This is a genomic window from Azospirillum halopraeferens DSM 3675 (assembly GCF_000429625.1).
Classification (GTDB): Bacteria; Pseudomonadota; Alphaproteobacteria; order Azospirillales; family Azospirillaceae; genus Azospirillum; species Azospirillum halopraeferens.
Genome location: NZ_KE386927.1, coordinates 197,281 through 218,906 on the forward strand (window position 1 = coordinate 197,281; position 21,626 = coordinate 218,906).

Below are 21,626 nucleotides of genomic sequence, written 5' to 3' on the forward strand. Positions count from 1 at the left end.
GGGGCTTACTCCATCTTGCCGTGGCAGTGCTTGTACTTCTTGCCCGAGCCGCAGGGGCACGGGGCGTTGCGCGGGGTCCTGGCCCACTCGGCCGGCACGTCGGCGGCGACACCGGCCCCGGCGCCCGTCGCGGCGCGGCGGACCATGCCGTCGGGCAGCGGGGCGCCGGCGGCGTCCTGCGCTGCCGCGCCGGCACCGGCCAGGGCCAGCGCCGGATCCTCGCGGCCCTCGTGCATCTCGGGCAGGGAGCGGGCGAACATCTCCTCGGGCTGCGGGGCGACGCGCACCTCCACGTGCATCAGCACGGCGGTGGTCTGCTCGCGCAACTGCGTCAGCATCGTCTCGAACAGCTCGAACGCCTCGCGCTTGTACTCGTTCAGCGGGTCGCGCTGGGCATAGGCGCGCAGCGAGATGCCCTGGCGCAGGTGGTCGAGCTGGAGCAGATGGTCCTTCCATTCCTGGTCGAGGATCTGCAACAGCAGGCTCTTTTCCACGTGCCGCATCATCTCCGGCCCGTAGTCGGCCGCCTTGCGGGCGTACTTGTGGTCGGCGGCCTCGCGGATGCGCTCCTCGATCTCCGGCTCGGCGATGCCCTCTTCCTTGGCCCAGTCGGCGACCGGCAGGTCGAGGCCGAGGATGCGGTTCACCTCCTCGTGCAGGCCGGCGGTGTCCCACTGCTCGGGATAGGAGTTGGGCGGGATGCGCGCCGTCACCATCTCCTGGACCACCTGGTGGCGCATGGCCTTGATCGAGTCGCCGATGTCCTCGGACTCCATGATCTCGCGGCGCTGCTCGTACACGACCTTGCGCTGGTCGTTCATCACGTTGTCGAACTTGAGCAGGTTCTTGCGGATCTCGAAGTGGTGGGCTTCGACCTTCTGCTGCGCCTTCTCCAGCGCCTTGTTGATCCAGGGGTGGACGATGGCCTCGCCGTCCTTCAGGCCGAGGCGCTGGAGCATGCCGTCCATGCGGTCGGACCCGAAGATGCGCATCAGGTCGTCCTGCAGGGACAGGAAGAACTTGGACGCGCCGGGGTCGCCCTGGCGGCCGGAGCGGCCGCGGAGCTGGTTGTCGATGCGCCGGCTCTCGTGCCGTTCCGTGGCGATGACGTAGAGGCCGCCGGCCTTCTTCACCACGTCGCGGGCCGCCTCGACCTCCTCCTTGATGCGGGCGATGCGCGCCTCGCGCTCCGGCCCCTCGGGCAGGTCGGCCAGTTCCATGCGCACGCGCATGTCGACGTTGCCGCCGAGCTGGATGTCGGTGCCGCGGCCGGCCATGTTGGTGGCGACCGTCACCGCGCCGGGCCGGCCGGCCTGGGCGACGATGTAGGCTTCCTGCTCGTGGTGGCGGGCGTTCAGGACGTTGTGCGGGATCTTCTTCTTCTTCAGGAAGGCGGACAGCATTTCCGACTTCTCGATCGAGGTGGTGCCCACCAGGATCGGCTGCTGACGGTTCCGGCACTCGTCGATCAGCTCGACGATGGCGTTGTACTTCTCCTCCGCCGTCCGGTAGACCTCGTCGTCCTCGTCCTTGCGCTGGACGGTCACGTTGGTGGGGATCTCCACCACCTCCAGCCCGTAGATCTCGGCAAACTCCGGCGCCTCGGTCATCGCCGTGCCGGTCATGCCCGACAGCTTGGGGTACAGGCGGAAGTAGTTCTGGAAGGTGATGGACGCCAGCGTCTGGTTCTCGCGCTGGATCTCCACCTTCTCCTTGGCCTCCAGCGCCTGGTGCAGGCCCTCGGAATAGCGCCGGCCCTCCATCATGCGGCCGGTGAACTCGTCGATGATGACGACCTTGCCGTCCTTGACGATGTAGTCCTTGTCGCGCTGGAACAGGGTGTGGGCGCGCAGGGCCTGCTGGGCGTGGTGGACCAGCGCCACGTTCTGGATGTCGTACAGGCCGCCCGTCTTCAGCAGGCCGGAGTCCTTGAGAAGCTGCTCGATGTGCTCCTGCCCGGCCTCGGTCAGCGAGACGGCGCGGTGCTTCTCGTCCTTCTCGTAATCCTCCGGCACCAGGTGCTGCATCAGCGCGTCCACCTGGGTGTACATCTCCGACGAGTCGGTCGAGGGGCCGGAGATGATCAGCGGCGTGCGCGCCTCGTCGATCAGGATCGAGTCCACCTCGTCGACGATGGCGTAGTTGAAGGGCCGCTGCACCAGATCCTCGGCGCGGAACTTCATGTTGTCGCGCAGATAGTCGAAGCCGAACTCGTTGTTGGTGCCGTAGGTGATGTCGCTGTCGTAGGCCGCCCGCCGCTCGTCGTCGCTGAGACCGTGGACGATGCAGCCGACCGTCAGGCCGAGGAAGCGGTAGACACGCCCCATCCAGTCGCTGTCGCGCTTGGCCAGATAGTCGTTCACCGTCACCACGTGGACGCCCTTGCCCTGCAGGGCGTTCAGGTAGACGGCCAGGGTGGCCACCAGCGTCTTGCCTTCACCCGTCTTCATCTCGGCGATGCGGCCCTGGTGCAGGACCATGCCGCCCATGAGCTGGACGTCGAAGTGCCGCTGGCCCAGCACGCGCTTGGCCGCCTCGCGCACGGTGGCGAAGGCGTCGGGCAGGATGGCGTCGAGGGTCTCCCCGTTGTTCAGCCGCTCGCGCAGGAGGCGGGTGCGGTCGCGCAACTGGTCGTCGCTCAGCGTGACCAGCTCGGGCTCCAGCGCGTTGATCTGTTGGACCGGCTTTTGAAGAGCCTTGACCACGCGCGTGTTCGCGTTGCCGAAGATCTTGCGGGCGAGAGCACCGAACATGAAAAAAACCCCGGACGGAAACGGAAAGCCGGGGGCGGCCCCCGGACCGCTCTGACATAGGACCGTTGGGCTTCCAAGTCAACGAGACCGGCGGTTCGCCGGCCACGGGCCGCCGCGGTGTACGGCGCCGCCGACGCTCGCTTGCCAGAGCGGGCGTCCCATGCTTAATGCCAAAGCGGGATACGGGTCCGGGGTGCCGGCGGGCGGCCCCGGCCCTTTCCTTATGAACGTCCGACGTCCGCCGGAAGGATGGAGACCCCAGTCATGAACCGAGTGCTTCGCGCCGCCTTCCTGTCGCTGGCCGCCGGCGGCGTGGCCCTGGCGGGCCCCACGACCGCTTTCGCCGGCGACGCCGCGCCGGCCGCGCAGCAAACCGCTCCGGCGCAGGCGGGGGCCGCTGCCCCCGAACAGCCTGCGGACCCGGTCATCGCCCGCGTCGACGGGCAGGAGATCCATGCCTCCGACCTGATGCGTCTGGCCGCCCAGCTTCCGCCCCAGGTGCGCCAGATGCCGCTGGAGATGATCTATCCGGCGATCCTGGAGCAGCTCGTCAACCAGAAGCTCATTGCCGCCGCCGGCTACAAGGCCGGCCTGCAGGACAGCCCGGCGGTGAAGGAGGAGCTGAAGGCCGCCGAGGAGCGCGCCGTGCAGCGCGCCTACATCGACCGGCAGGTGGGCGAGCGCATCACCCCCGAAGCCCTGGACGAGGCGTACAAGGAGTACCTGCGGGAGAATCCGCCCCAGGAAGAGGTGAAGGCCGCCCACATCCTGGTGGAGAGCGAGGCCGAGGCCCGGGCGATCATCGAGTCGCTGAAGGCCGGCGGCGATTTCGCCGCCATCGCCCGCGACAAGTCGAAGGACACCGCCGCCGCCGCGCAGGGCGGGGATCTCGGCTACTTCACCAAAGACACCATGGTGGAGCCCTTCGCCGAGGCCGCCTTCGCCATGAAGCCGGGCGACGTCAGCACCGACCCGGTGCAGACCCAGTTCGGCTGGCACGTCATCAAGGTGGAGGACCGCCGCCAGCCCGAACCGCCGGCACTGGACGAGGTGAAGCCGGAACTGGAGCGCGAGCTGTCGCGCGAGATCATCACCGGCCTGGTGGACGAACTGCGCACCACCGCCCGGATCGAGACCTTCCAGCTCGACGGGTCGCCGATGCCGGCCGCCCCGGCGGCTCCGGCGGCTCCGGCGGCCCCGCCCGCCGGCGCCGCCAACGGCGCGGCGCCGAAGCCGTAACGCGCCACCCGGCGGATGGGAACGGCGCCATTTCGGCGGCGGTCCGTGAAAACCGTTTGCATCCGCCGGACCCCTGTCTATCTTGTCGCCCGCCCGCCCATCCCAGCGCCGGTTGCGGGCGGGCGGCACGACGGTGCGGCCCGACGCAACGGCAACGATCCGGTTTCAGGGAACACCTCCGATGGCACTCCCCGTTTCCCCGCTCGCCCCTTCCGCGTTCCCGACGCTGCCGCCGCTGGCCGGCGTGCGCCTGGCCACGGCCAACAGCGGCATCCGCTATAAGGGGCGCGACGATCTGCTGGTCGCGGTGCTCGATCCCGGCACCACCGTGGCGGGGGTGCTGACCCGGTCGCTCGCCGCCTCCGCGCCGGTGGAATGGTGCCGCATGGCGCTGCCCCACGGGCTGGGCCGCGCGCTGGTGGTCAACGCCGGCAACGCCAACGCCTTCACCGGCAAGGCGGGCGACGCCACGGTGCAGGCCACCGTGCGGGCGGCGGCGCAGATCGCCGGCTGCGCGCCGGAGGAGGTGTACGTGGCCTCCACCGGGGTCATCGGCCAGCCCCTGGCGCCCGACGCCATCGCCCGCGTCCTGCCCGTCCCCGGCGACGCCCCCGCCACCGCGGCGGCGTGGGAGGCGGCGGCGCGCGCCATCATGACCACCGACACCTTCGCCAAGGGGGCGACCCGCACCGCGAAGATCGGCGGCACCACGGTGACGCTGAACGGCTTCTGCAAGGGCTCGGGCATGATCGCACCGGACATGGCGACCATGCTGGGCTTCATCTTCACCGACGCCGCCATCCCGGCCCCGGCGCTGCAGGGCATGCTGTCGGCCCTGACCGAGAAGACCTTCAACGCCATCACCGTGGACAGCGACACCTCCACCTCCGACACGGTGCTGCTGTTCGCCACCGGGCGGGCCGGCAACGCCCCGGTGAGCCAGGCCGACGAGGCCGGGCTGATCGAGTTCCGGGCGGCCCTGGAAGACCTCATGATGGACCTGGCGCACCAGATCGTGCGCGACGGCGAGGGGGCCACCAAGTTCGTTGCCATCCGCGTCAGCGGGGCCGAGAGCGACGCCGCGGCCAAGCGCATCGGCCTGACCATCGCCAATTCGCCGCTGGTCAAGACCGCCATCGCCGGCGAGGACGCCAACTGGGGCCGCATCGTCATGGCCGTGGGCAAGGCGGGCGAGCGGGCCGACCGCGACCGCCTGAAGATCTCCATCGGCGGCACGCTGATCTGCGCCGAGGGGATGGAGATGCCGGGCTATGACGAGGCGCCCGTCGCCGCCCACATGAAGGGCAAGGAGATCGACATCGCCGTCGACCTCGGCCTGGGCAGCGGCCGCGCCACCGTGTGGACCTGCGACCTGACCCACGGCTACATCGACATCAACGGCAGCTACCGGAGCTGACGGCGCCGCCGCCGGCGGGAGACGGAACGTCATGGACAGCGCCTGCTTCGACCCCAACTCCACGCCGCCGGCCGGCTCCGTCCCGGTGCTGCTGGTCGCCGCGGTTGCGCTGGTCGACCCGGACGGGCGCGTCCTGCTGGCGCGGCGCCCGCCGGGCAAGCCGCTGGCCGGCCTGTGGGAGTTTCCCGGCGGCAAGGTGCACGCCGACGAAACCCCCGAGGCCGCCCTGGTGCGCGAGCTGAAGGAGGAGCTGGACGTCGATACCGCGGCGAGCTGCCTCGCCCCCTTCACCTTCGCCTCCCACCGCTACGAGAGCTTCCACCTGCTGATGCCGCTCTACGTCTGCCGGGTGTGGGACGGCACGGTCAGGGCGCTGGAAGGACAGGAACTGGCCTGGGTGCACCCCAACCGCATGGGCGCCTACCCCATGCCGCCGGCCGACGTGCCGCTGGTGGCCATGCTGCGGGATCTGCTTTGATACCGGGTTCGGTACGTCTTGATCCGAACCCGGTATCGGCCGCGACGGCGGCCGCTGCCCGATGGGGCCGAAGCCTGCGCGGCGTGACCGCGTTTAAGGTATCCGCGCGATCACCTTGATCTCGAAGTCGAAGCCCGCCAGCCATTGGACGCCGACCGCCGTCCAGTTCGGGTAGGGCGGCGCGCCGATGACCGCGCTGCGGACGGCCATGACCGTTTCGATCTGCGCCTCGGGGTCGGTGTGGAAGGTGGTGACGTCCACCACGTCGTCGAACGTGCAGCCCGCGGCCTCCAGCACCGCGGCGAGGTTGGCGAAGGCGAGCCGGACCTGGGCGGCGAAGTCCGGCTCGGCGGAACCGTCCTCGCGGCTGCCGACCTGGCCCGAGACGAACAGCAGGTCGCCCGATCGGATCGCCGCCGAGTACCGGTGCGCATCGTAGAGGGCGTGCCGGCGGGCGGGGAAGATGGCTTCGCGTGTCATGAACGTGTGCTCCGGTAAGGCCCGATCATCGGCGTGCCGCAGGGTGCCGATGATGGCCCGAAAAACGTGATGACCGTTCCCTGCGCGCTGAACCCATGGTAGTTCGTGGGTGTGTGGTCGATAATCCCGGCCGCAGACAAAAGACCCGTGCATCCGATGCAGGAACGGACCGGCGCCCACCTGGAGCAGATCGAAGCCTTCGCCGCCGTGGCGGAGCATCTCGGCATCGCCGCCGCGGCGCGTTCCATCGGCCGCGATCCGTCGGTGATCTCACGCCGCCTCGACGCGCTGGAAGCGCGGCTGGGCGTGCGGCTGCTGTCCCGCACGACGCGGCGGATCACCCTCACCGAGGCCGGCGCGGCCTATCTTCACCGCGTCCGCGCCATCCTGGGCGAGCTGTCGGCGGCCGACACGGAAGCCGCCGAGGGTGCCGCCGCGCCGCGGGGCGTCCTGCGCCTGTCGCTGCCGGCGGCGTTCACCCAGCGCTGGATCGCCCCGTGGCTGCCGGGGTTCGTCACGGCGCACCCGGCCCTGCGCCTGGAACTCCTGCACGCGGACCGTTTCGTGGACATCGTGGCCGAAGGCTTCGACGCGGCCGTGCGCATCGGCGAGCCGGCGGACAGCAGCCTGGTCGCCCGCCACCTCGCGGCGTTCGAGACGGTGCTCTGCGCCGCCCCCGCCTACCTCGCCGACCGGGGCGCCCCGGCCCGGCCCGAAGACCTCGACCGGCACACCTGCCTGAGCTTTCCCAAGGAGCGGTTCTGGCCGGACTGGCGGCTGCGGCGGGGGGATGAGCGCGTCACCCGGCGGGTGTCCCCTCACATCCTGTCCGACGACGGCGAGGGGCTGCTGGTGGCCTGCCTGGGCGGCGCCGGCATCCTGCCGGCTCCCGAATGGCTGATCGGCCGGGAACTGGCGGAGGGACGGCTGGTCCGCATCCTGGACGGCTGGCGGTTCGACCACAGCGGCGCCGTGCAGGTCGTGCTGCCGCCGGGGCGTCTGGTGCCGGCCAAGACCAGGGTCTTCGTCGATGCCCTGGTGCGGGAACTCACCCCGCCACCGCCCTGGGACCGCCACCGGTCCGCGCCGCGGTGACACCGGCGGGCGCCCACGGTTGTGTTTCCGCGGCGCGGTGCCGGCGTTATAGTGGCCGCTGCACGGGACATCGCCGGTAAGGACCGCTCCCATGGCCAGTGTCGCCGACGCGTTGCGGATTGTGCTGGATCTGGACGCGGCAGGGCGCGGGGCCGAGGCTCTTGCCCTGTGCGACCGCATTCTCGACGTGGACCCCGACAACCCGCAGGCGCTCTATCTCGCGGGCACGTTGGGCTGCCGGTCCGGCCGCTTCACCGAGGCGCGCGGCCGGCTGGAGCGGGCGGCGCGCCTGCTGCCGGACCAGCCGGCGTTGCGCCTGATGCTGGCGCAGATCGACGCCGCGGCAGGCGACGGGGCCGCGGCGGCGGAGCGCAGCCGGCGGGCGCTGACCCTCGCCCCCGGCGAGGCCGGGGCATGGGCGCTGCTGGGCACCGGGCTGCGCCGGACAGGGGCGACGGAGGGTGCCGTGGCGGCACTGCGCCGCGCCCGCGACCTTGCGCCCGGTGACGCGGACATCGCCGGCAAGCTGGGCCTGCTGCTGCACGAGCGCGGCTGCCGCCGGCTGGAAGACCGGCACACCGCGGCGGCGCTGGCCGATCTGTCCGCCGCGGCGGCCCTGCTGCCGTTCGACCCGGACCTCGCCTTCGCCCTGGCCACGGCGCTGACCGAGGCGGGCCGGCCGGCCGAAGCGCTGGCGCTGCACCGGCGCGTGCTGGCGCTGAACCCGGACGGAAGCCGGCTTCTCCACAACGCCGGCGTGGCGCACCTGCGCGCCGGCGCGGCGGAGGCAGCCGTCACCGTGCTGCGGCGCGCCACCCTTGCCGATCCCGACAACCCCGACCCCTGCGAGGGACTGGCCGAAGCCCTGCAGGAGCGCGACCCGTCGCAGGCGCTGCAATGGTCCACCGCGGCGCTGGCGATCAAGCTGCGGCATTGCGCCGCGCCCGCCGAACCGCTCGGCGGTGAGGTTCCCGGCACGGCCGGAGGCGGCGAACGGACCCGCGACGTGGTCAGCTTCAGCCTGTGGGGCGGGCTGGAGGTCTATTGCGGCGGCGCCATCGCCAACGCCCGGACGATCCCCGACCTGCTGCCCGGCTGGCGCTGCCGCTTCTACCACGACGACACCACGCCCCGGCACGTGCTGGCCGAACTGGCGGCGCTGGGGGCGGAACTGGTGGCCATGCCGCCGGGCACCGCCGGCCGTCGCGGCATGTTCTGGCGCTTCCTCGTCGCCGATGATCCGGGCGTGCGCCGCTTCCTGTGCCGGGACGCCGATTCCCGGCCGACGGCGCGGGAGATCGCGGCGGTGGCGGAATGGACCGCGTCGGGCACGCCGTTCCACGTCCTGCGCGACCACGTCATGCACATGGAGCCGGTGATGGGCGGGCTGTGGGGCGGGACCGCCGGCCTGCTGCCGCCGGTCGGCCCGGCCATCGACCGCTTCACCGCCGCCCGCCCCGGCCGCTGGAACGACCAGCATTTCCTGGCGGAGTGGCTGTGGCCGCGCATCGCGCACCGCGTGCTCATCCACGACGGGGTTCACTCCGGGGCGGGCCACCCGCTGCCGGCGGTGCCCGACCGCCCCGGCGACCGGCACGTCGGCGCCAAGCTGTTCCACCTCACCCGCCTGCCGCCGATCGCCGCCCCCGACGGGCCGGACGGCGCGGCCATGGCCGAGGGACGGCACGGGATGATCGTCCATCCCGCCGGCGACCCTCACATCGGCCGCTCATTGGCCCTGCTGGGGGACTGGCTGGAGATCGAAGCCGCGTTCTGCGCCGGCTTCCTGACGGCCGGCGACACGGTGGTGGATGCCGACGCCGGCGTCGGTGCCCACGCCCTGGCCTTCGCCCGCGCCGTCGGCGCGGCCGGGCGGGTGGTGGCGACGGAGCGGTCAGCGGGCCTGTTCGACCTGTTGCGCCGCACCGCCGCCGCCAACGGCCGGAGCAACCTGACGGTCCGCCACGACCCGGCGGACCGCCGCGGTGCCCTGCTCGCCGGAGTTCAGGAGGGCGGGGCGCCGCCGCGGCTGGTGCGCGCGGCGGTGACGGACGGCGCCGACCCGCTGGTCGATCCGCTCGCCGCGGCGCCGGCGGATCGCCGTCCGATCCTCTATCTGCGGGTCGAGGACGACGCGGCCGCCGCCGGCGTGTTCGCCCGGTTGCGCGCCCTGGGCTACGGCCTGTGGTGGCATCTCGCCACCGTGTTCGACCCGGCCAACCGGCTGGCTCACTCCGTCAACCCGTTCCCCGGCCTGGTGGCGGTGAACGCGCTGGCCCTGCCCCCCGGCCATCCGCCGCCGGACCGCCCCCTGCCGCCCGTCGACCCGGCGTCGGGGAGCGACTGGCGGGCCGCTGCCTGGCGGCTGTCGTGGGACGGCCGGTGAGCGCTCGCCTCAGGCCGCCAGCTTCAGCTCCAGCAGGTCCCAGACGTCGCGCAGGGAGTCCACGAGCTGGCCCATCATGGCGTCGTCGTGCAGCGGCGTGGGCGTGAAGCGCAGACGCTCGGTGCCGCGCGGCACGGTGGGGTAGTTGATGGGCTGGACGTAGATGGAATGGCGCTCCATCAGCAGATCGGAGGCGCGCTTGCAGCGCTTGGCGTCGCCGACCATGACCGGGACGATGTGGCTGGCGCTGTCCATCACCGGCAGGCCGGCCTCGCTCATCATGCGCTTCAGGGTGGCGGCCCGCTCCTGGTGGCGGTCGCGTTCCGCCTGGCTCTGCTTCAGGTGGCGGATGGAGGCCAGCGCGCCGGCGGCCAGCACCGGGGCCAGCGAGGTGGAGAAGATGAAGCCGTTGGCGTAGGAACGCACGCAGTCGATCAGCGCCGCCGAGCCGGTGATGTAGCCGCCCTGCACGCCGAACGCCTTGCCCAGCGTGCCCTCGATGATGGTCAGGCGGTCCATGGCGCCGTCGCGCTCCGCCACCCCGGCGCCGCGCGGGCCGTACATGCCCACCGCGTGCACCTCGTCGATGTAGGTCATGGCGCCGTACTTGTCGGCGACGTCGATGATCGCGTGGATGGGCGCGATGTCGCCGTCCATGGAGTAGACGGACTCGAACGCCACCACCTTCGGACGCCGGGGGTCCGCCGTGGCCAGCAGCTCCTCCAGGTGGTCCGGGTCGTTGTGGCGGAAGATGTGCTTTTCGGCGCCCGAGTTGCGGATGCCGGTGATCATCGAGTTGTGGTTCAGCGCGTCGGAGAAGATGATGCAGCCGGGCAGGATGCGGCCCAGCGTCTGCAGCGTCGCGTCGTTGGACACATAGCCCGACGTGAAGAGGAGCGCCGCCTCCTTGCCGTGCAGGTCGGCCAGCTCGCGCTCCAGCAGGACGTGGTAGCGGTTGGTGCCGGAGATGTTGCGCGTCCCGCCGGCACCCGCACCGCACTCGTCCAGGGCGGCGTGCATGGCGGCCAGGACCTTGGGGTGCTGCCCCATGCCGAGATAGTCGTTGGAGCACCACACCGTCACCGTGCGCTCCCGGTCTGCCGCGTCGCGGAAGGTCGCCCGCGGGAACTCCCCGGCGTGCCGCGCGAGGTCGGCGAAGACACGGTACCGCCCCTCCTGCTTCAGGGCGTCGATCTGGGTGCGGAAGAAGCTCTCATAGTCCATCGGGCATATCCGTTCGACATCTTCGGCGCCGGGCCGGGAAGGGCGCCGTTCGCGCGCCGGCCCTCGGGTGCCACAGAGAATGGCATGTTCGTCATAGACCTGCCACTCAGCATTGACCTTGATCAAGGCCGGAATGACCGGATCTCATCAGCGTATGCTACTATACGCCATGCGGATCGGTTGCGCCACCCTTCCCGCCTCCCGTCCCGGCCACTCCGGTCACTGCCGCCAGAACGCCGGGTTGAAGAGGATCAGCACCGTGAAGAACTCCAGCCGGCCCAGCAGCATGCCCAATGACAGAAGCCATTTGGCGGCATCGGGCAGCGGCGCGAAGTTGCCGACCGGGCCGATGATCGGGCCCAGGCCGGGACCCACGTTGCTGATGGCGGTGGCAGCACCGGTCAGCGCCGTCACCAGGTCGAGCCCCAGGGCCGCCAGCAGCACCATCAGGATGAAGATCAGCGCGATGTAGACGAAACCGAAGCTCATCACCGACACCATGGTGTCGGCATCAACCGGCTTGTTGTTGTAGTGCAGCGGCAGGACGCGGTGGCGGCTGAACAGCCGCACCATCAGCACCCGCAGCACCATGAACAGGATCTCGAAGCGGAAGATCTTGATGCCGCCGGCGGTGGAGCCGGTGCAGCCGCCGACCAGCGTCAGGGTGAAGAAGGCAGCGACCGCCAGCGGCCCCCAGAGGCCGTAGTCCGCCGACGCGTAGCCGGTGGTCGTCACCACCGACACGACGTTGAAGAACGTCAGGCGGAACGCGTCGTGAAGGTCGATGTCGGCGGTGTGCGCCAGCCACAGTCCGAGCGCCACCGAGACGACCACCAGGAAGCCGACGTACCAGCGCACCTGCGTGTCGCGCCACAGGGGCCCGGCGTCGCCGCGCGCCAGGCTGATGAAGCGGACGAAGGGCATGCCTCCGGCCATCATGAACACCACCAGCACCCATTCGACGGCCGGGTTGTCCCAGCCGGCAATGGAAGCGTCGCGGGTGGAGTAGCCGCCGGTGGACACCGCGGTCATGGCGTGGTTGACCGCGTCGAACAGGGACATGCCGGCCAGCGCCAGCCCGGCGACGCACATCAGCGTCATGGTCATGTAGACCCAGGCCACGGCGATGGCGAGATCGCCGGCGCGCGGCACCACCTTGTCCGAGCGATCCGACGACTCGGAGCGGAAGAGCTGCATGCCGCCGACGCGCAGGAAGGGCAGGATGACGATGCCCATGCCGATGATGCCGATGCCGCCCAGCCACTGGAGCAGGGACCGCCACAGCAGCAGCCCCGGCGGCAGCCCCTCCAGCCCGGCGATCACCGTGGACCCCGTCGTCGTCAGGCCGGACATGGCCTCGAAGAAGGCATCGGTCACCGACAGCCGCGTCTGCGACACGACGAACGGCGCCGCGGCGAAGGCGCAGACGACCACCCAGGCAAGGGTGGTCAGCAGGAACGCCTGGCGCAGCGACAGGGCGATCTCCGACGTCCGGTTGGTCAGGATCAGCAGCACGCCGAAGAACAGCGTCAGCGCCGACGTGGTGGCGAAGACCATCCAGTCGGGGTTCCCGACGGCGAAGTCGACCACCATCGGCACCAGCATGGCCAGGGCCACGATGCTGACGAGGGCGCCGACGATGTAGAGGACGGGGCGAAGATCGATGCCGACCACGAAGGGGTATCCAGCGGCTAGGCGATAGTGCTGTATCCTGCCGATAGGACGCCGTCAAGAGCGCCCTCCCGTCCGCAGGGCCGGGAGGGCGGAAGGGCCGGAGAGGCGATCACCCCTTCAGCAGCGGCACCGCCGCATCCAGGGTCTTCGCCATGCGCTCGAACATGGCGTCGATGTCGACCTCGTCGATGATCAGCGGCGGGCAGAAGGCGATGGTGTCGCCCATGGCGCGGGTGATCAGTCCGTTCTCCTGGTTCAGCGCGTTGACCCGGGCGCCGGCGCCGACGGCCGGGTCGAAGGGGGTCTTGTCCGCCTTGTCGGCCACCAGCTCCAGCGCGCCGATCAGGCCGACGCCGCGCACCTCGCCCACCAGCGGGTGGTCGGCGAAACGGCGCAGCCCCTCCTGGAAGCGGGGGGTGACGGCGCGGACACGGCCGACGATGTCACGCTCCTCGTAGATCTTCAGGGTCTCCAGCGCCACCGCCGCCGAGACGGGGTGGGCGGAGTAGGTGTAGCCGTGGCCGAAGGTGCCGATCTTTTCGCTCTCGGCCACGCAGGCGCGGTAGATGGCCTCCGACACCATCACGGCGGAGATCGGCAGGTAGCCCGACGACAGGGCCTTGGCGCAGGTCAGGATGTCCGGCTCCATACCGAAGGTCTGCGTCCCCCACAGGTTGCCGGTGCGCCCGAAGCCGCAGATCACCTCGTCGGCGACCAGCAGCACGTCATACTTCTTCAGCACCGCCTGGATCTTGGGAAAATAGGTGGCGGGGGGAACGATGACGCCGCCCGCCCCCATCAGCGGCTCGGCGAAGAAGGCGGCCACCGTCTCCGGCCCTTCGGCCAGGATCAGGGCTTCCAGGCTGGCGGCCAGCCGGGTGGCGAAATCCTCCTCGCTCTCGCCCGGCTCGGCGAAGCGGTAGTGGTGCGGGCAGTCGGTGTGCAGGATGCGGGCGATCGGCAGGTCGAAATCACGGTGGTTGTTGGGCAGGCCGGTCAGGCTGGCGGTGGCCACGGTGACGCCGTGATAGGCTTTGCGGCGGGAGATGATCTTCTTCTTCTCCGGCCGGTCCAGGGCGTTGTTGTAGTACCAGATCAGCTTGACCGCCGTGTCGTTCGCCTCCGACCCCGAATTGGCGAAGAACACCTTGGACATGGGCACCGGCGACATGCCGATCAGCGCCTCGGCCAGGTCGATGCCGGGGTCGTGCGACTTGTGCCCGAAGGTGTGATAGGTGGGCAGCTTGCGCATCTGCCGCACCGCGGCGTCGATCAGGCGCTCCTCGTCGAAGCCCAGCGACACGCACCACAGGCTGGCGAGCCCCTCGATGTACTCCTTGCCCGCGTCGTCCCACACGCGCACGCCCCGGCCCCGCTCCACGATCAGCGGACCCGCGGTTTCGTGCACCTTCAGGTTCGTGTAGGGGTGCAGGACATACGCCTTGTCGCGGCTCGCCGCGGAGTTGCCCATCGCCGTCATCGTTTCATCCCCGACCGCTGTTCTGCCCAAAGGGTGTTTAAAAAAATAGCCACCGGGGCGATGCTACACCGCCGCGCCGCCGCGGACAAACAGCCTGCACCGTGTCAACCGCGCAGGGCGGGCCTGCGATCGCCGTCCGACAAGGAGACCACCGCCCCATGTACCGCCTCCACACCCTTCCCAGCACCGCCGGCATGGCGCCGCACATCGTGCTGCGGGAGATCGGCGCCGCGCACGAGCTGGTCCTGCACGACCGCGACTCGGGCGTGCTGGCCTCGCCGGAGTACCGCCGCCTCAACCCCAACGGCCGGGTGCCGACGCTGGTGGACGGCGACCGGGCGGTCTGGGAATCGGCGGCCATCTGCCTGCACCTGGCCGACCGCCACCCCGAGGCCGGGCTGGCCCCGCCGGTCGGCGACCCCGAGCGGGCCCGGCTGTACCAGTGGATGGCGTTCCTGACCAACACGGTGCAGGCGGATGCCATGCTCTATTTCTACCCCGGACGCTACGTCACGGCGGACGACGCCGACCGGCTGAAGGCGGTGATCGTCGACCGGCTGGCGGACCAGTTCGCCCGCGCCGACGACGCCCTGGCCGACCGGCCATGGCTGGTGGGCGACCGGTTCTCCATCGCCGACGCCTACCTCTTCATGCTGGCACGCTGGACCCGCCACATGCCGCGCAAGGCGCGCGACCTGCCGCACCTCGGCCCGTTCCTGGCCCGCGTCATGGACCGCCCGGCGGTGCGCGAGGTCTTCCGCATCGAGGGGCTGGCGGAGCCGTATTTCTAGAAATCCAGATCGGCGTAATGGCGCGGCGGGGGGCAGCCGGGGATGGTGTCGGCGAGGATGGCACGGAAGCCGGGGCGGCATTTCAGACGGACGTACCAGTCCTTGGCGTCCTCGTTCTCGTCCCACGGGACGTCGCCGATGTAATCGACGCAGCTCAGCTCCACCGCCGCCGCCAGATCGGCCAGGGAGAAGAAGGACCCGGCCAGCCACGTCCGCCGCTCCGCCAGGAAGGCGATGTAGTCCAGGTGATAGTGGATGTTGGCCAGCCCGGCGCGGATCGCCGGGGCGAAGGGCTGGCCCTGGGCGGACACGCGCTTGATCAGCTTCTCGCCGACCAGGTTCTCGGTCACCTCGCGGTCGAACTTGCGCATGAACCAGTGGACGAGGCGCCGCACCTCGGCCCGCGCCGCCACCTCCGGCGGCATCAGCGGCTGGTCGGGGTAGGCTTCCTCCAGGTACTCCAGCAGCGCGAAGCCGTCGGCGATCACGGTGCCGTCGTCCTCGACCAGCACCGGCACCTCAGCCGCCGGCGTCAGGGCCAGCAGCTCCTCGCGCCGTTCCCACGGCTTCTCGATCACCGCCTCGAAGGGCAACCCCTTCTCGGCCAGCACCACGCGCGCCAGGCGCGACAGCGGGGACAGCGGGTAATGGTAAAGCGTGCGCATGCGGCGCGACTTTACCCCATGGGCTCGCGACCGCACAATGTGCCGATTGGCCGGCTGCCCATTGGCCGGGGGAGCCGGCGGTCCGGCCGACGCACGGGGCGCACGAAAAAACGGCGGCCCGGATGGTCCGGACCGCCGCTCGGGTCGTGCAGAGCCTTGTGGGCGTGCCGGCCGTTATTCCGCCGGAATGGCCCGGGGCACGGTGACGGGCACCTCCAGACGGGTCAGCATCTCCCGCGGAACGACCTGCCAGAACTTGCCGCGCACCCGCTCCCAATCGTTCAGGAGCTGCTCGGCGAAGCGGCTCTGGGTCTCCTCCACGTGCTCCTCGATCAGGCGCTTCACGATGTCCTCGTAGTGGGCCACCTCGATGCGCTGGTAGATCACGCTCTCGTCGTTGACGCGGCGGGCGAAGGCGTCCTCCTCGTCATAGACGAAGGCCATGCCGCCGGTCATGCCGGCGGCGAAGTTGTCGCCGACCGGCCCCAGGATGACCGCCGTGCCGCCGGTCATGTACTCGCAGCCGTTGGAGCCGCAGCCCTCCACCACCACCAGCGCGCCGGAGTTGCGCACCGCGAACCGCTCGCCCGCCTGGCCGGCGGCGAACAGTTTGCCGGCGGTGGCGCCGTACAGCACCGTGTTGCCGATGATGGTGTTCTCGTTGGTCTTCAGCGGCGACGAGGTGGTCGGCCGCACCACGATGGTGCCGCCCGACAGGCCCTTGCCCACATAGTCGTTGGCGTCGCCGAACACCTCCAGCTTGATGCCCTGGACGGCGAAGGCGCCCAGCGACTGGCCGGCCGTGCCGCGCAGGCGCACGGTGATGTGGCCGGGCTGCAGGCCGAACATGCCGTACTTGCGCGTGATCATCGACGACAGGCGCGTGCCGATGGCCCGGTGCGTGTTCCGGATGGTGTAGGAGAGCTGCATCTTCTCGCCCTCCTCGAACAGCGGCCGGGCGTCGGCGACGACGCGGGCGTCCAGCGTGTCCGGCACCTCGTTGCGGCCCTGCATGGTGCAGTAGCGCGCGTTCTCGCCGGGGTCCACCTGGGCCAGCAGCGGGTTGAGGTCCAGGTCGTCCAGGTGCTCGGCGCCGCGGCTGACCTGGTGCAACAGGTCGGTGCGGCCGATCACCTCGTTCAGCGAGCGCACGCCGAGCTGGGCCAGGATCTCGCGCACCTCCTCCGCCAGGAAGGAGATGAGGTTGACCACCTGCTCCGGCGTGCCGGTGAACTTCTCGCGCAGCTTGGGGTCCTGCACGCAGACGCCGACCGGGCAGGTGTTGGAGTGGCACTGGCGCACCATGATGCAGCCCATGGCGATCAGGCTGGCGGTGCCGATGCCGTACTCCTCCGCGCCCAGCATGGCGGCGATGACGATGTCGCGGCCGGTCTTCAGGCCGCCGTCGGTGCGCAGCCGCACGCGGTGGCGCAGACGGTTCAGCGTCAGCACCTGGTGCACCTCGGACAGGCCCATCTCCCAGGGCAGGCCGGCGTACTTGATCGAGGTCTGCGGGCTGGCGCCGGTGCCGCCGGAGCCGCCGGAGATCAGGATCACGTCGGCGTTGGCCTTGGCCACGCCGGCGGCGATGGTGCCGATGCCGGAGCGCGCCACCAGCTTCACGCAGACCCTGGCTTCCGGGTTGATCTGCTTCAGGTCGTAGATGAGCTGCGCCAGATCCTCGATGGAGTAGATGTCATGGTGCGGCGGCGGGCTGATGAGCGTCACGCCCGGCGTCGCATGGCGCAGACGCGCGATCATCTCCGTCACCTTGAAGCCGGGGAGCTGGCCGCCCTCGCCGGGCTTGGCGCCCTGGGCCACCTTGATCTCCAGCTCGCGGCACTGGTTCAGGTACTCCGCGGTCACGCCGAAGCGGCCGGACGCCACCTGCTTGATGGCGGAGTTCCAGTTGTCGCCGTTCTTGTCGGGGCGGAAGCGCGCCGGGTCCTCGCCGCCCTCGCCCGAGTCGGACTTGGCGCCGATGCGGTTCATGGCGACGTTCAGCGTGCCGTGGGCCTCCGGCGACAGGGCGCCCAGCGACATGCCCGGCGTCACGAAGCGCTTGCGGATGGCGGTGATCGACTCGACCTCGTCGATCGGCACCGCGCTCTTGAGCGAGCGGAAGGCCAGCAGATCGCGCAACTGCATCGGCGGGCGGCCGTGCACCTGCTCGGAATACTTCTTGAACAGGGTGTAGCTGTCCTCGGTCACCGCCTGCTGGAGGGTGTGCATGATGCCGCCCTCCCAGCCGTGGCGGTCGCCCGACTTGCGGAACTTGTAGAAGCCGCCGACCGGCAGGGCGACCACGTCCTCGGCGAAGGCTACGGCGTGCTGCTCCAGCACCTTCTTCTGGATGCCGTTCAGGCCGATGCCGGAGATGCGGCTGACCATGGCCGGGAAATGCTCGGCCACCAGGGCGCGCGACAGGCCCACCGCCTCGAAGTTGCAGCCGCCGCGGTAGGAGCTGATGATCGAGATGCCCATCTTGGACATGATCTTCAGCAGGCCCTCGTCGATGGCCTTCTTGAAGCGCTGCACCCCGTCCTCGACCGACAGGGCGCCGAACAGGCCGCGGCGCTGGCGGTCGGCGATGGCCTCCTGCGCCAGATAGGCGTTGACCGTGGTGGCACCGACGCCGATCAGCACCGCGAAGTAGTGCACGTCCAGGCACTCGGCCGAACGCACGTTCAGCGAGGTGAAGGTGCGCAGGTTGTTGCGCACCAGATGGGTGTGCACCGCGCCGGTGCCCAGGATCATCGGGATGGCGGCGCGGTCCGGCCCCATGCGCTCGTCGGTCAGGATGACGTGCTCGGCCCCGCCGCGCACGGCGTCCTCCGCCTCCTGGCGGATGCGCCGCAGCGCGTCGCGCAGGGCGTCGGGACCGCCGTCCACCGGGAAGGTGGCGTCGATCTCCGCCGCGGTGTCGCCCATGTAGGCGCGCATGGCGCGGAACTCGGCCGTCGTCAGCACCGGCGATTCGAGCTGGAGCAGTTTGCACTGCGTCTCGCTCTCGTCGAGGATGTTGCCGAGGTTGCCCAGGCGCGTCTTCAGGCTCATCACCCGCCGCTCGCGCAGGCTGTCGATGGGCGGGTTGGTGACCTGGCTGAAGTTCTGGCGGAAGAAGTGGTGCAGGCCGCGGTACTTCTCCGACAGCACGGCGATGGGGCTGTCGTCGCCCATGGAGCCGACGGCCTCCTTGGCGTCCTCCACCATGGGGTGGAGGATCAGCTCCATGTCTTCCATGGTGATGCCGAACGCCATCTGGCCGCGGCGCAGGGCGGCCTTCTCCATCTCGGCCGGCTCACCCTGGATCGACGCCTGCTTGACCAGCGTGTCGAGCTGCGTGGTGCTGCGCACCCAGGCGCCCCACGGCTTCTGGGCCGCCAGCAGGTCCTTGACCTCGTCGTCGCGGTAGAGCTTCCCCTCCGCCAGGTCGATGGCGATCATCGCCCCGGGGCCGAGGCGGCCCTTCTCGACCACCGCGCTCTCGTCGATCTTGACCATGCCGGTCTCGGAACCGCCGATGATCAGCCCGTCGGTGGTGATGGTGTAGCGCATCGGGCGCAGGCCGTTGCGGTCCATGCCGCCGACCACCCAGCGCCCGTCGTACATGGCCAGCGCCGCCGGGCCGTCCCACGGCTCCATCACGGCGTTGCAGTACTGGATCAGCGAGCGGTGGCTCTCCGGCATGGTCACCGACTTGGTCAGCGCCTCGGGCACCAGCATCATCTTGACCATGGGGGCCGGCCTGCCGGCGCGCGTCAGCACCTCGAACACGGCGTCCAGTGCGCCGCTGTCCGACAGGCCGACGCCGATCACCGGCTTCACGTCGGCGACGTGGGCGCCGAAGACCGCATGCTCCATGCGCGTCTCGTGCGCCTTCATCCAGTTGACGTTGCCCTTCAGCGTGTTGATCTCGCCGTTGTGGGCGAGCATGCGGAAAGGCTGGGCGAGCGGCCAGGTCGGGAAGGTGTTGGTGGAATAGCGCTGGTGGTACAGGGCGAAGTTCGACTCGAACCGCTCGTCCAGCAGGTCGGGGTAGAAGGAGGTGAGCTGCTCCGCCAGGAACATGCCCTTGTAGACGATCGAGCGGGACGAAAGGGTGCAGATGTAGAAATCGGTGATCTGCTCCGCCGCCACCGCCTTCTCGATGCGGCGGCGGATGATGTAGAGGTCCAGCTCGAACTGCTCGTCCGACACGCCGCGCGAGTTGCCGACGATGATCTGCTCGATCTCCGGCCGCGTGGCGTTGGCCTTCTCGCCGATGATGTCGACGTTGATCGGCACTTGGCGCCAGCCATAGATGTAGTAGCCGAAGTTGAGGATCTCGGTCTCGACGATGCAGCGGCAGGCTTCCTGCGCATCCAGGCTGATGCGCGGCAGGAAGACCTGGCCGACGGCGAGGTTGTTGTCGGGCGGCGTGTGGCCGATGACGCGGACGTGGTCCTTGAAGAACTTCTGCGGCACCTGCACATGGATGCCCGCACCGTCGCCGGTCTTGCCGTCGGCGTCGACGGCACCGCGGTGCCACACGGCCTTCAGGGCCTCGATGCCTTTCTCGACCACCGAACGGCGGGGTTTGCCATCGATCGCGGCGATGAAGCCGACGCCGCAGTTGTCGCGCTCATCCGTCGGATCGTAGGCGTTGGCAGCGGTCAGCCGCTCCACGTTGGCGCGGTATTCGGCGACGAACTGCTCACCCTGGTTCAGCATCTCGGTCATCGGTCGACCCTTTCGATGGTCATGTCGTTTCCGGGTGAACACCGCCCACCCGACCCCCGCCGGAGGCCACAGGCCCCCGGGTCCCAGTCATACCGATCAATGCCATGGCATTGATCGGTCGGGTGTCACGGCCGGAAAATGATGCACGTGATCATGTTCCGGCCGTATCACTCCGCCGCGGCGTCCGGATAGTCGCGCTTCAGGTCATCCGGATGCGTGCGGTACCACAGGCTGTCGGCACTGAAGTCGATCTCCTCGGGCCAGCCGAGATAGTAGCCGTCTTCGGCAACGTACATCCTGCTTTCAAAGAACGCCGGATCCGCCATGGGCGTGAAGACCCCGCCCTTGGCGATGGTCGGCTTGAAGTCGACCGTCGTCACCGCACCGTGCTTCCATCGGATGGTGACGGTGAAGTCGCGATGCGGCGTTGCGTCGGCGATTCCGTACATTGTTAACAGCAGAACTCCAGAATCCTGTCCACCACTCTCTTCAAACCACGCGGCAACCCTATCAAGTTAATCAACACCCATCAATCGCATCATTCTGATATCTCCAAAAATATCGCACAACAGTAAGTCACCTGAAATCACATTTACGCTTCCACACCTGCATGAGTTTTTGTTCTCTTGAACATCGAGCCCCTTAAGCATCCTTAAAACTTCACTCCACCCCCAATCACCAAGGGGTCTACTAGCCATGTTGTCGTAAATCAGAATATCACAGGCTGAAACTCTATCAAATTCGCCGCTTGCAAGTTTGCTAAACTTACGAATCGCTGCTTTGTTGACTGCTTCAACCCATAACTTGTTTATGTATGATCCGACATTGTGCTTCTCCGGACAGTCGGGAAGCAATCCATTTGGAAGCGGGATTATTACGTCATTGTCTACATCGTTTAGCCATTTCTGATAAGCGTTCGTTGTTGCTTCGGTAACCTCAATACCCTGAATGCTTGCTTCTGTCGGCAAGCGATTCGGAAACATAAGCAAATAGTCCGGAGACTCAGATGCCATAATTTCGATTGGGTAATCCAGAAGATTGCCGCTTGCCAGTGTTAAGATATATCGACGCAAGCACCAGTCTTCTTTTTGCCATTGCTTCCTCGTCCCTTTTTTTCGTGACGGGACAGTAAGACCAATGCTCGCAAGAGCCGGTTCAACCTCCTCCTTAGTTCGGATAGATATCCGTTCCCATGGTCTAGGTTTCCGGCTCACGCGTTATA

At 69.2% G+C, this 21,626-nt stretch carries 15 protein-coding genes; 6 read left to right on the forward strand and 9 right to left on the reverse strand.

The features are described 5' to 3' along the window. Positions 1-5: 5 nt before the first annotated feature. On the reverse strand, positions 6-2,753 hold the full coding sequence (secA, locus tag G472_RS0125530; RefSeq protein WP_029010645.1) for a preprotein translocase subunit SecA: 2,748 nt from the start codon (positions 2,751-2,753) through the stop codon (positions 6-8). Positions 2,754-3,017: 264 nt separating this feature from the next. Here secA and G472_RS35635 point away from each other — a divergent pair, with 264 nt between their 5' ends. The 3 genes from G472_RS35635 (at position 3,018) to G472_RS0125545 (ending at position 5,887) form a co-directional block, all read left to right on the forward strand. Continuing rightward, complete coding sequence (locus tag G472_RS35635; RefSeq protein WP_245593580.1) at positions 3,018-3,992, forward strand: peptidylprolyl isomerase; 975 nt, start codon at positions 3,018-3,020, stop codon at positions 3,990-3,992. Between the two features lie 181 nt (positions 3,993-4,173). After that, positions 4,174-5,409 carry a bifunctional glutamate N-acetyltransferase/amino-acid acetyltransferase ArgJ gene (gene argJ / locus G472_RS0125540; RefSeq protein WP_029010646.1) on the forward strand — a complete coding sequence of 412 codons (1,236 nt, stop codon included), beginning with the start codon at positions 4,174-4,176 and terminating at the stop codon, positions 5,407-5,409. A gap of 31 nt (positions 5,410-5,440) precedes the next feature. Then, on the forward strand, positions 5,441-5,887 hold the full coding sequence (locus G472_RS0125545) for a (deoxy)nucleoside triphosphate pyrophosphohydrolase (RefSeq protein ID WP_029010647.1): 447 nt from the start codon (positions 5,441-5,443) through the stop codon (positions 5,885-5,887). A 93-nt stretch (positions 5,888-5,980) separates the two neighbouring features. On the opposite strand, the gene G472_RS0125550 is transcribed toward G472_RS0125545, so the two are convergent. Continuing rightward, positions 5,981-6,367, reverse strand: a complete 387-nt coding sequence (locus G472_RS0125550; protein WP_029010648.1) for a RidA family protein — start codon at positions 6,365-6,367, stop codon at positions 5,981-5,983. Positions 6,368-6,523: 156 nt separating this feature from the next. Here G472_RS0125550 and G472_RS35640 point away from each other — a divergent pair, with 156 nt between their 5' ends. After that, complete coding sequence (locus G472_RS35640; protein WP_035693724.1) at positions 6,524-7,462, forward strand: LysR family transcriptional regulator; 939 nt, start codon at positions 6,524-6,526, stop codon at positions 7,460-7,462. Between the two features lie 91 nt (positions 7,463-7,553). After that, a complete protein-coding gene (locus tag G472_RS37640; RefSeq protein WP_051341297.1) occupies positions 7,554-9,848 on the forward strand; it encodes a tetratricopeptide repeat protein in 2,295 nt (764 codons plus the stop codon). Between the two features lie 9 nt (positions 9,849-9,857). Here the strand turns inward: G472_RS37640 and hemA are convergent, their stop codons facing one another. The 3 genes from hemA to G472_RS0125575 all read right to left on the reverse strand — a co-directional run bounded on the left by hemA (position 9,858) and on the right by G472_RS0125575 (position 14,226). Beyond that, positions 9,858-11,072: a 5-aminolevulinate synthase gene (gene hemA, locus G472_RS0125565; protein WP_029010649.1), complete on the reverse strand. Its 1,215-nt coding sequence runs from the start codon at positions 11,070-11,072 to the stop codon at positions 9,858-9,860. A 219-nt stretch (positions 11,073-11,291) separates the two neighbouring features. Continuing rightward, on the reverse strand, positions 11,292-12,746 hold the full coding sequence (locus G472_RS0125570; protein ID WP_029010650.1) for a TrkH family potassium uptake protein: 1,455 nt from the start codon (positions 12,744-12,746) through the stop codon (positions 11,292-11,294). Between the two features lie 109 nt (positions 12,747-12,855). After that, the gene (locus G472_RS0125575; RefSeq protein WP_029010651.1) at positions 12,856-14,226 is read right to left on the reverse strand and encodes an aspartate aminotransferase family protein; all 1,371 of its coding nucleotides are present in this window, start codon (positions 14,224-14,226) and stop codon (positions 12,856-12,858) included. 158 nt (positions 14,227-14,384) lie between these two features. Between G472_RS0125575 and G472_RS0125580 the strand changes: the two genes are divergently transcribed. Further along, on the forward strand, positions 14,385-15,017 hold the full coding sequence (locus G472_RS0125580) for a glutathione S-transferase family protein (protein ID WP_029010652.1): 633 nt from the start codon (positions 14,385-14,387) through the stop codon (positions 15,015-15,017). Here the strand turns inward: G472_RS0125580 and G472_RS0125585 are convergent. The 4 genes from G472_RS0125585 to G472_RS39185 form a co-directional block, all read right to left on the reverse strand. Beyond that, a complete protein-coding gene (locus tag G472_RS0125585) occupies positions 15,014-15,682 on the reverse strand; it encodes a glutathione S-transferase family protein (RefSeq protein WP_029010653.1) in 669 nt (222 codons plus the stop codon). The two genes, G472_RS0125580 and G472_RS0125585, sit on opposite strands and share 4 nt — an antisense overlap. A gap of 174 nt (positions 15,683-15,856) precedes the next feature. After that, complete coding sequence (gltB, locus tag G472_RS0125590) at positions 15,857-20,404, reverse strand: glutamate synthase large subunit (protein ID WP_029010654.1); 4,548 nt, start codon at positions 20,402-20,404, stop codon at positions 15,857-15,859. Positions 20,405-20,571: 167 nt separating this feature from the next. Then, positions 20,572-20,853 (reverse strand): DUF2442 domain-containing protein, encoded by a 282-nt coding sequence (locus G472_RS35650; protein WP_035693725.1) that lies wholly within the window; start codon positions 20,851-20,853, stop codon positions 20,572-20,574. Positions 20,854-20,919: 66 nt separating this feature from the next. Next, positions 20,920-21,618, reverse strand: a complete 699-nt coding sequence (locus G472_RS39185; RefSeq protein ID WP_156927257.1) for a hypothetical protein — start codon at positions 21,616-21,618, stop codon at positions 20,920-20,922. Positions 21,619-21,626 lie beyond the last annotated feature (8 nt).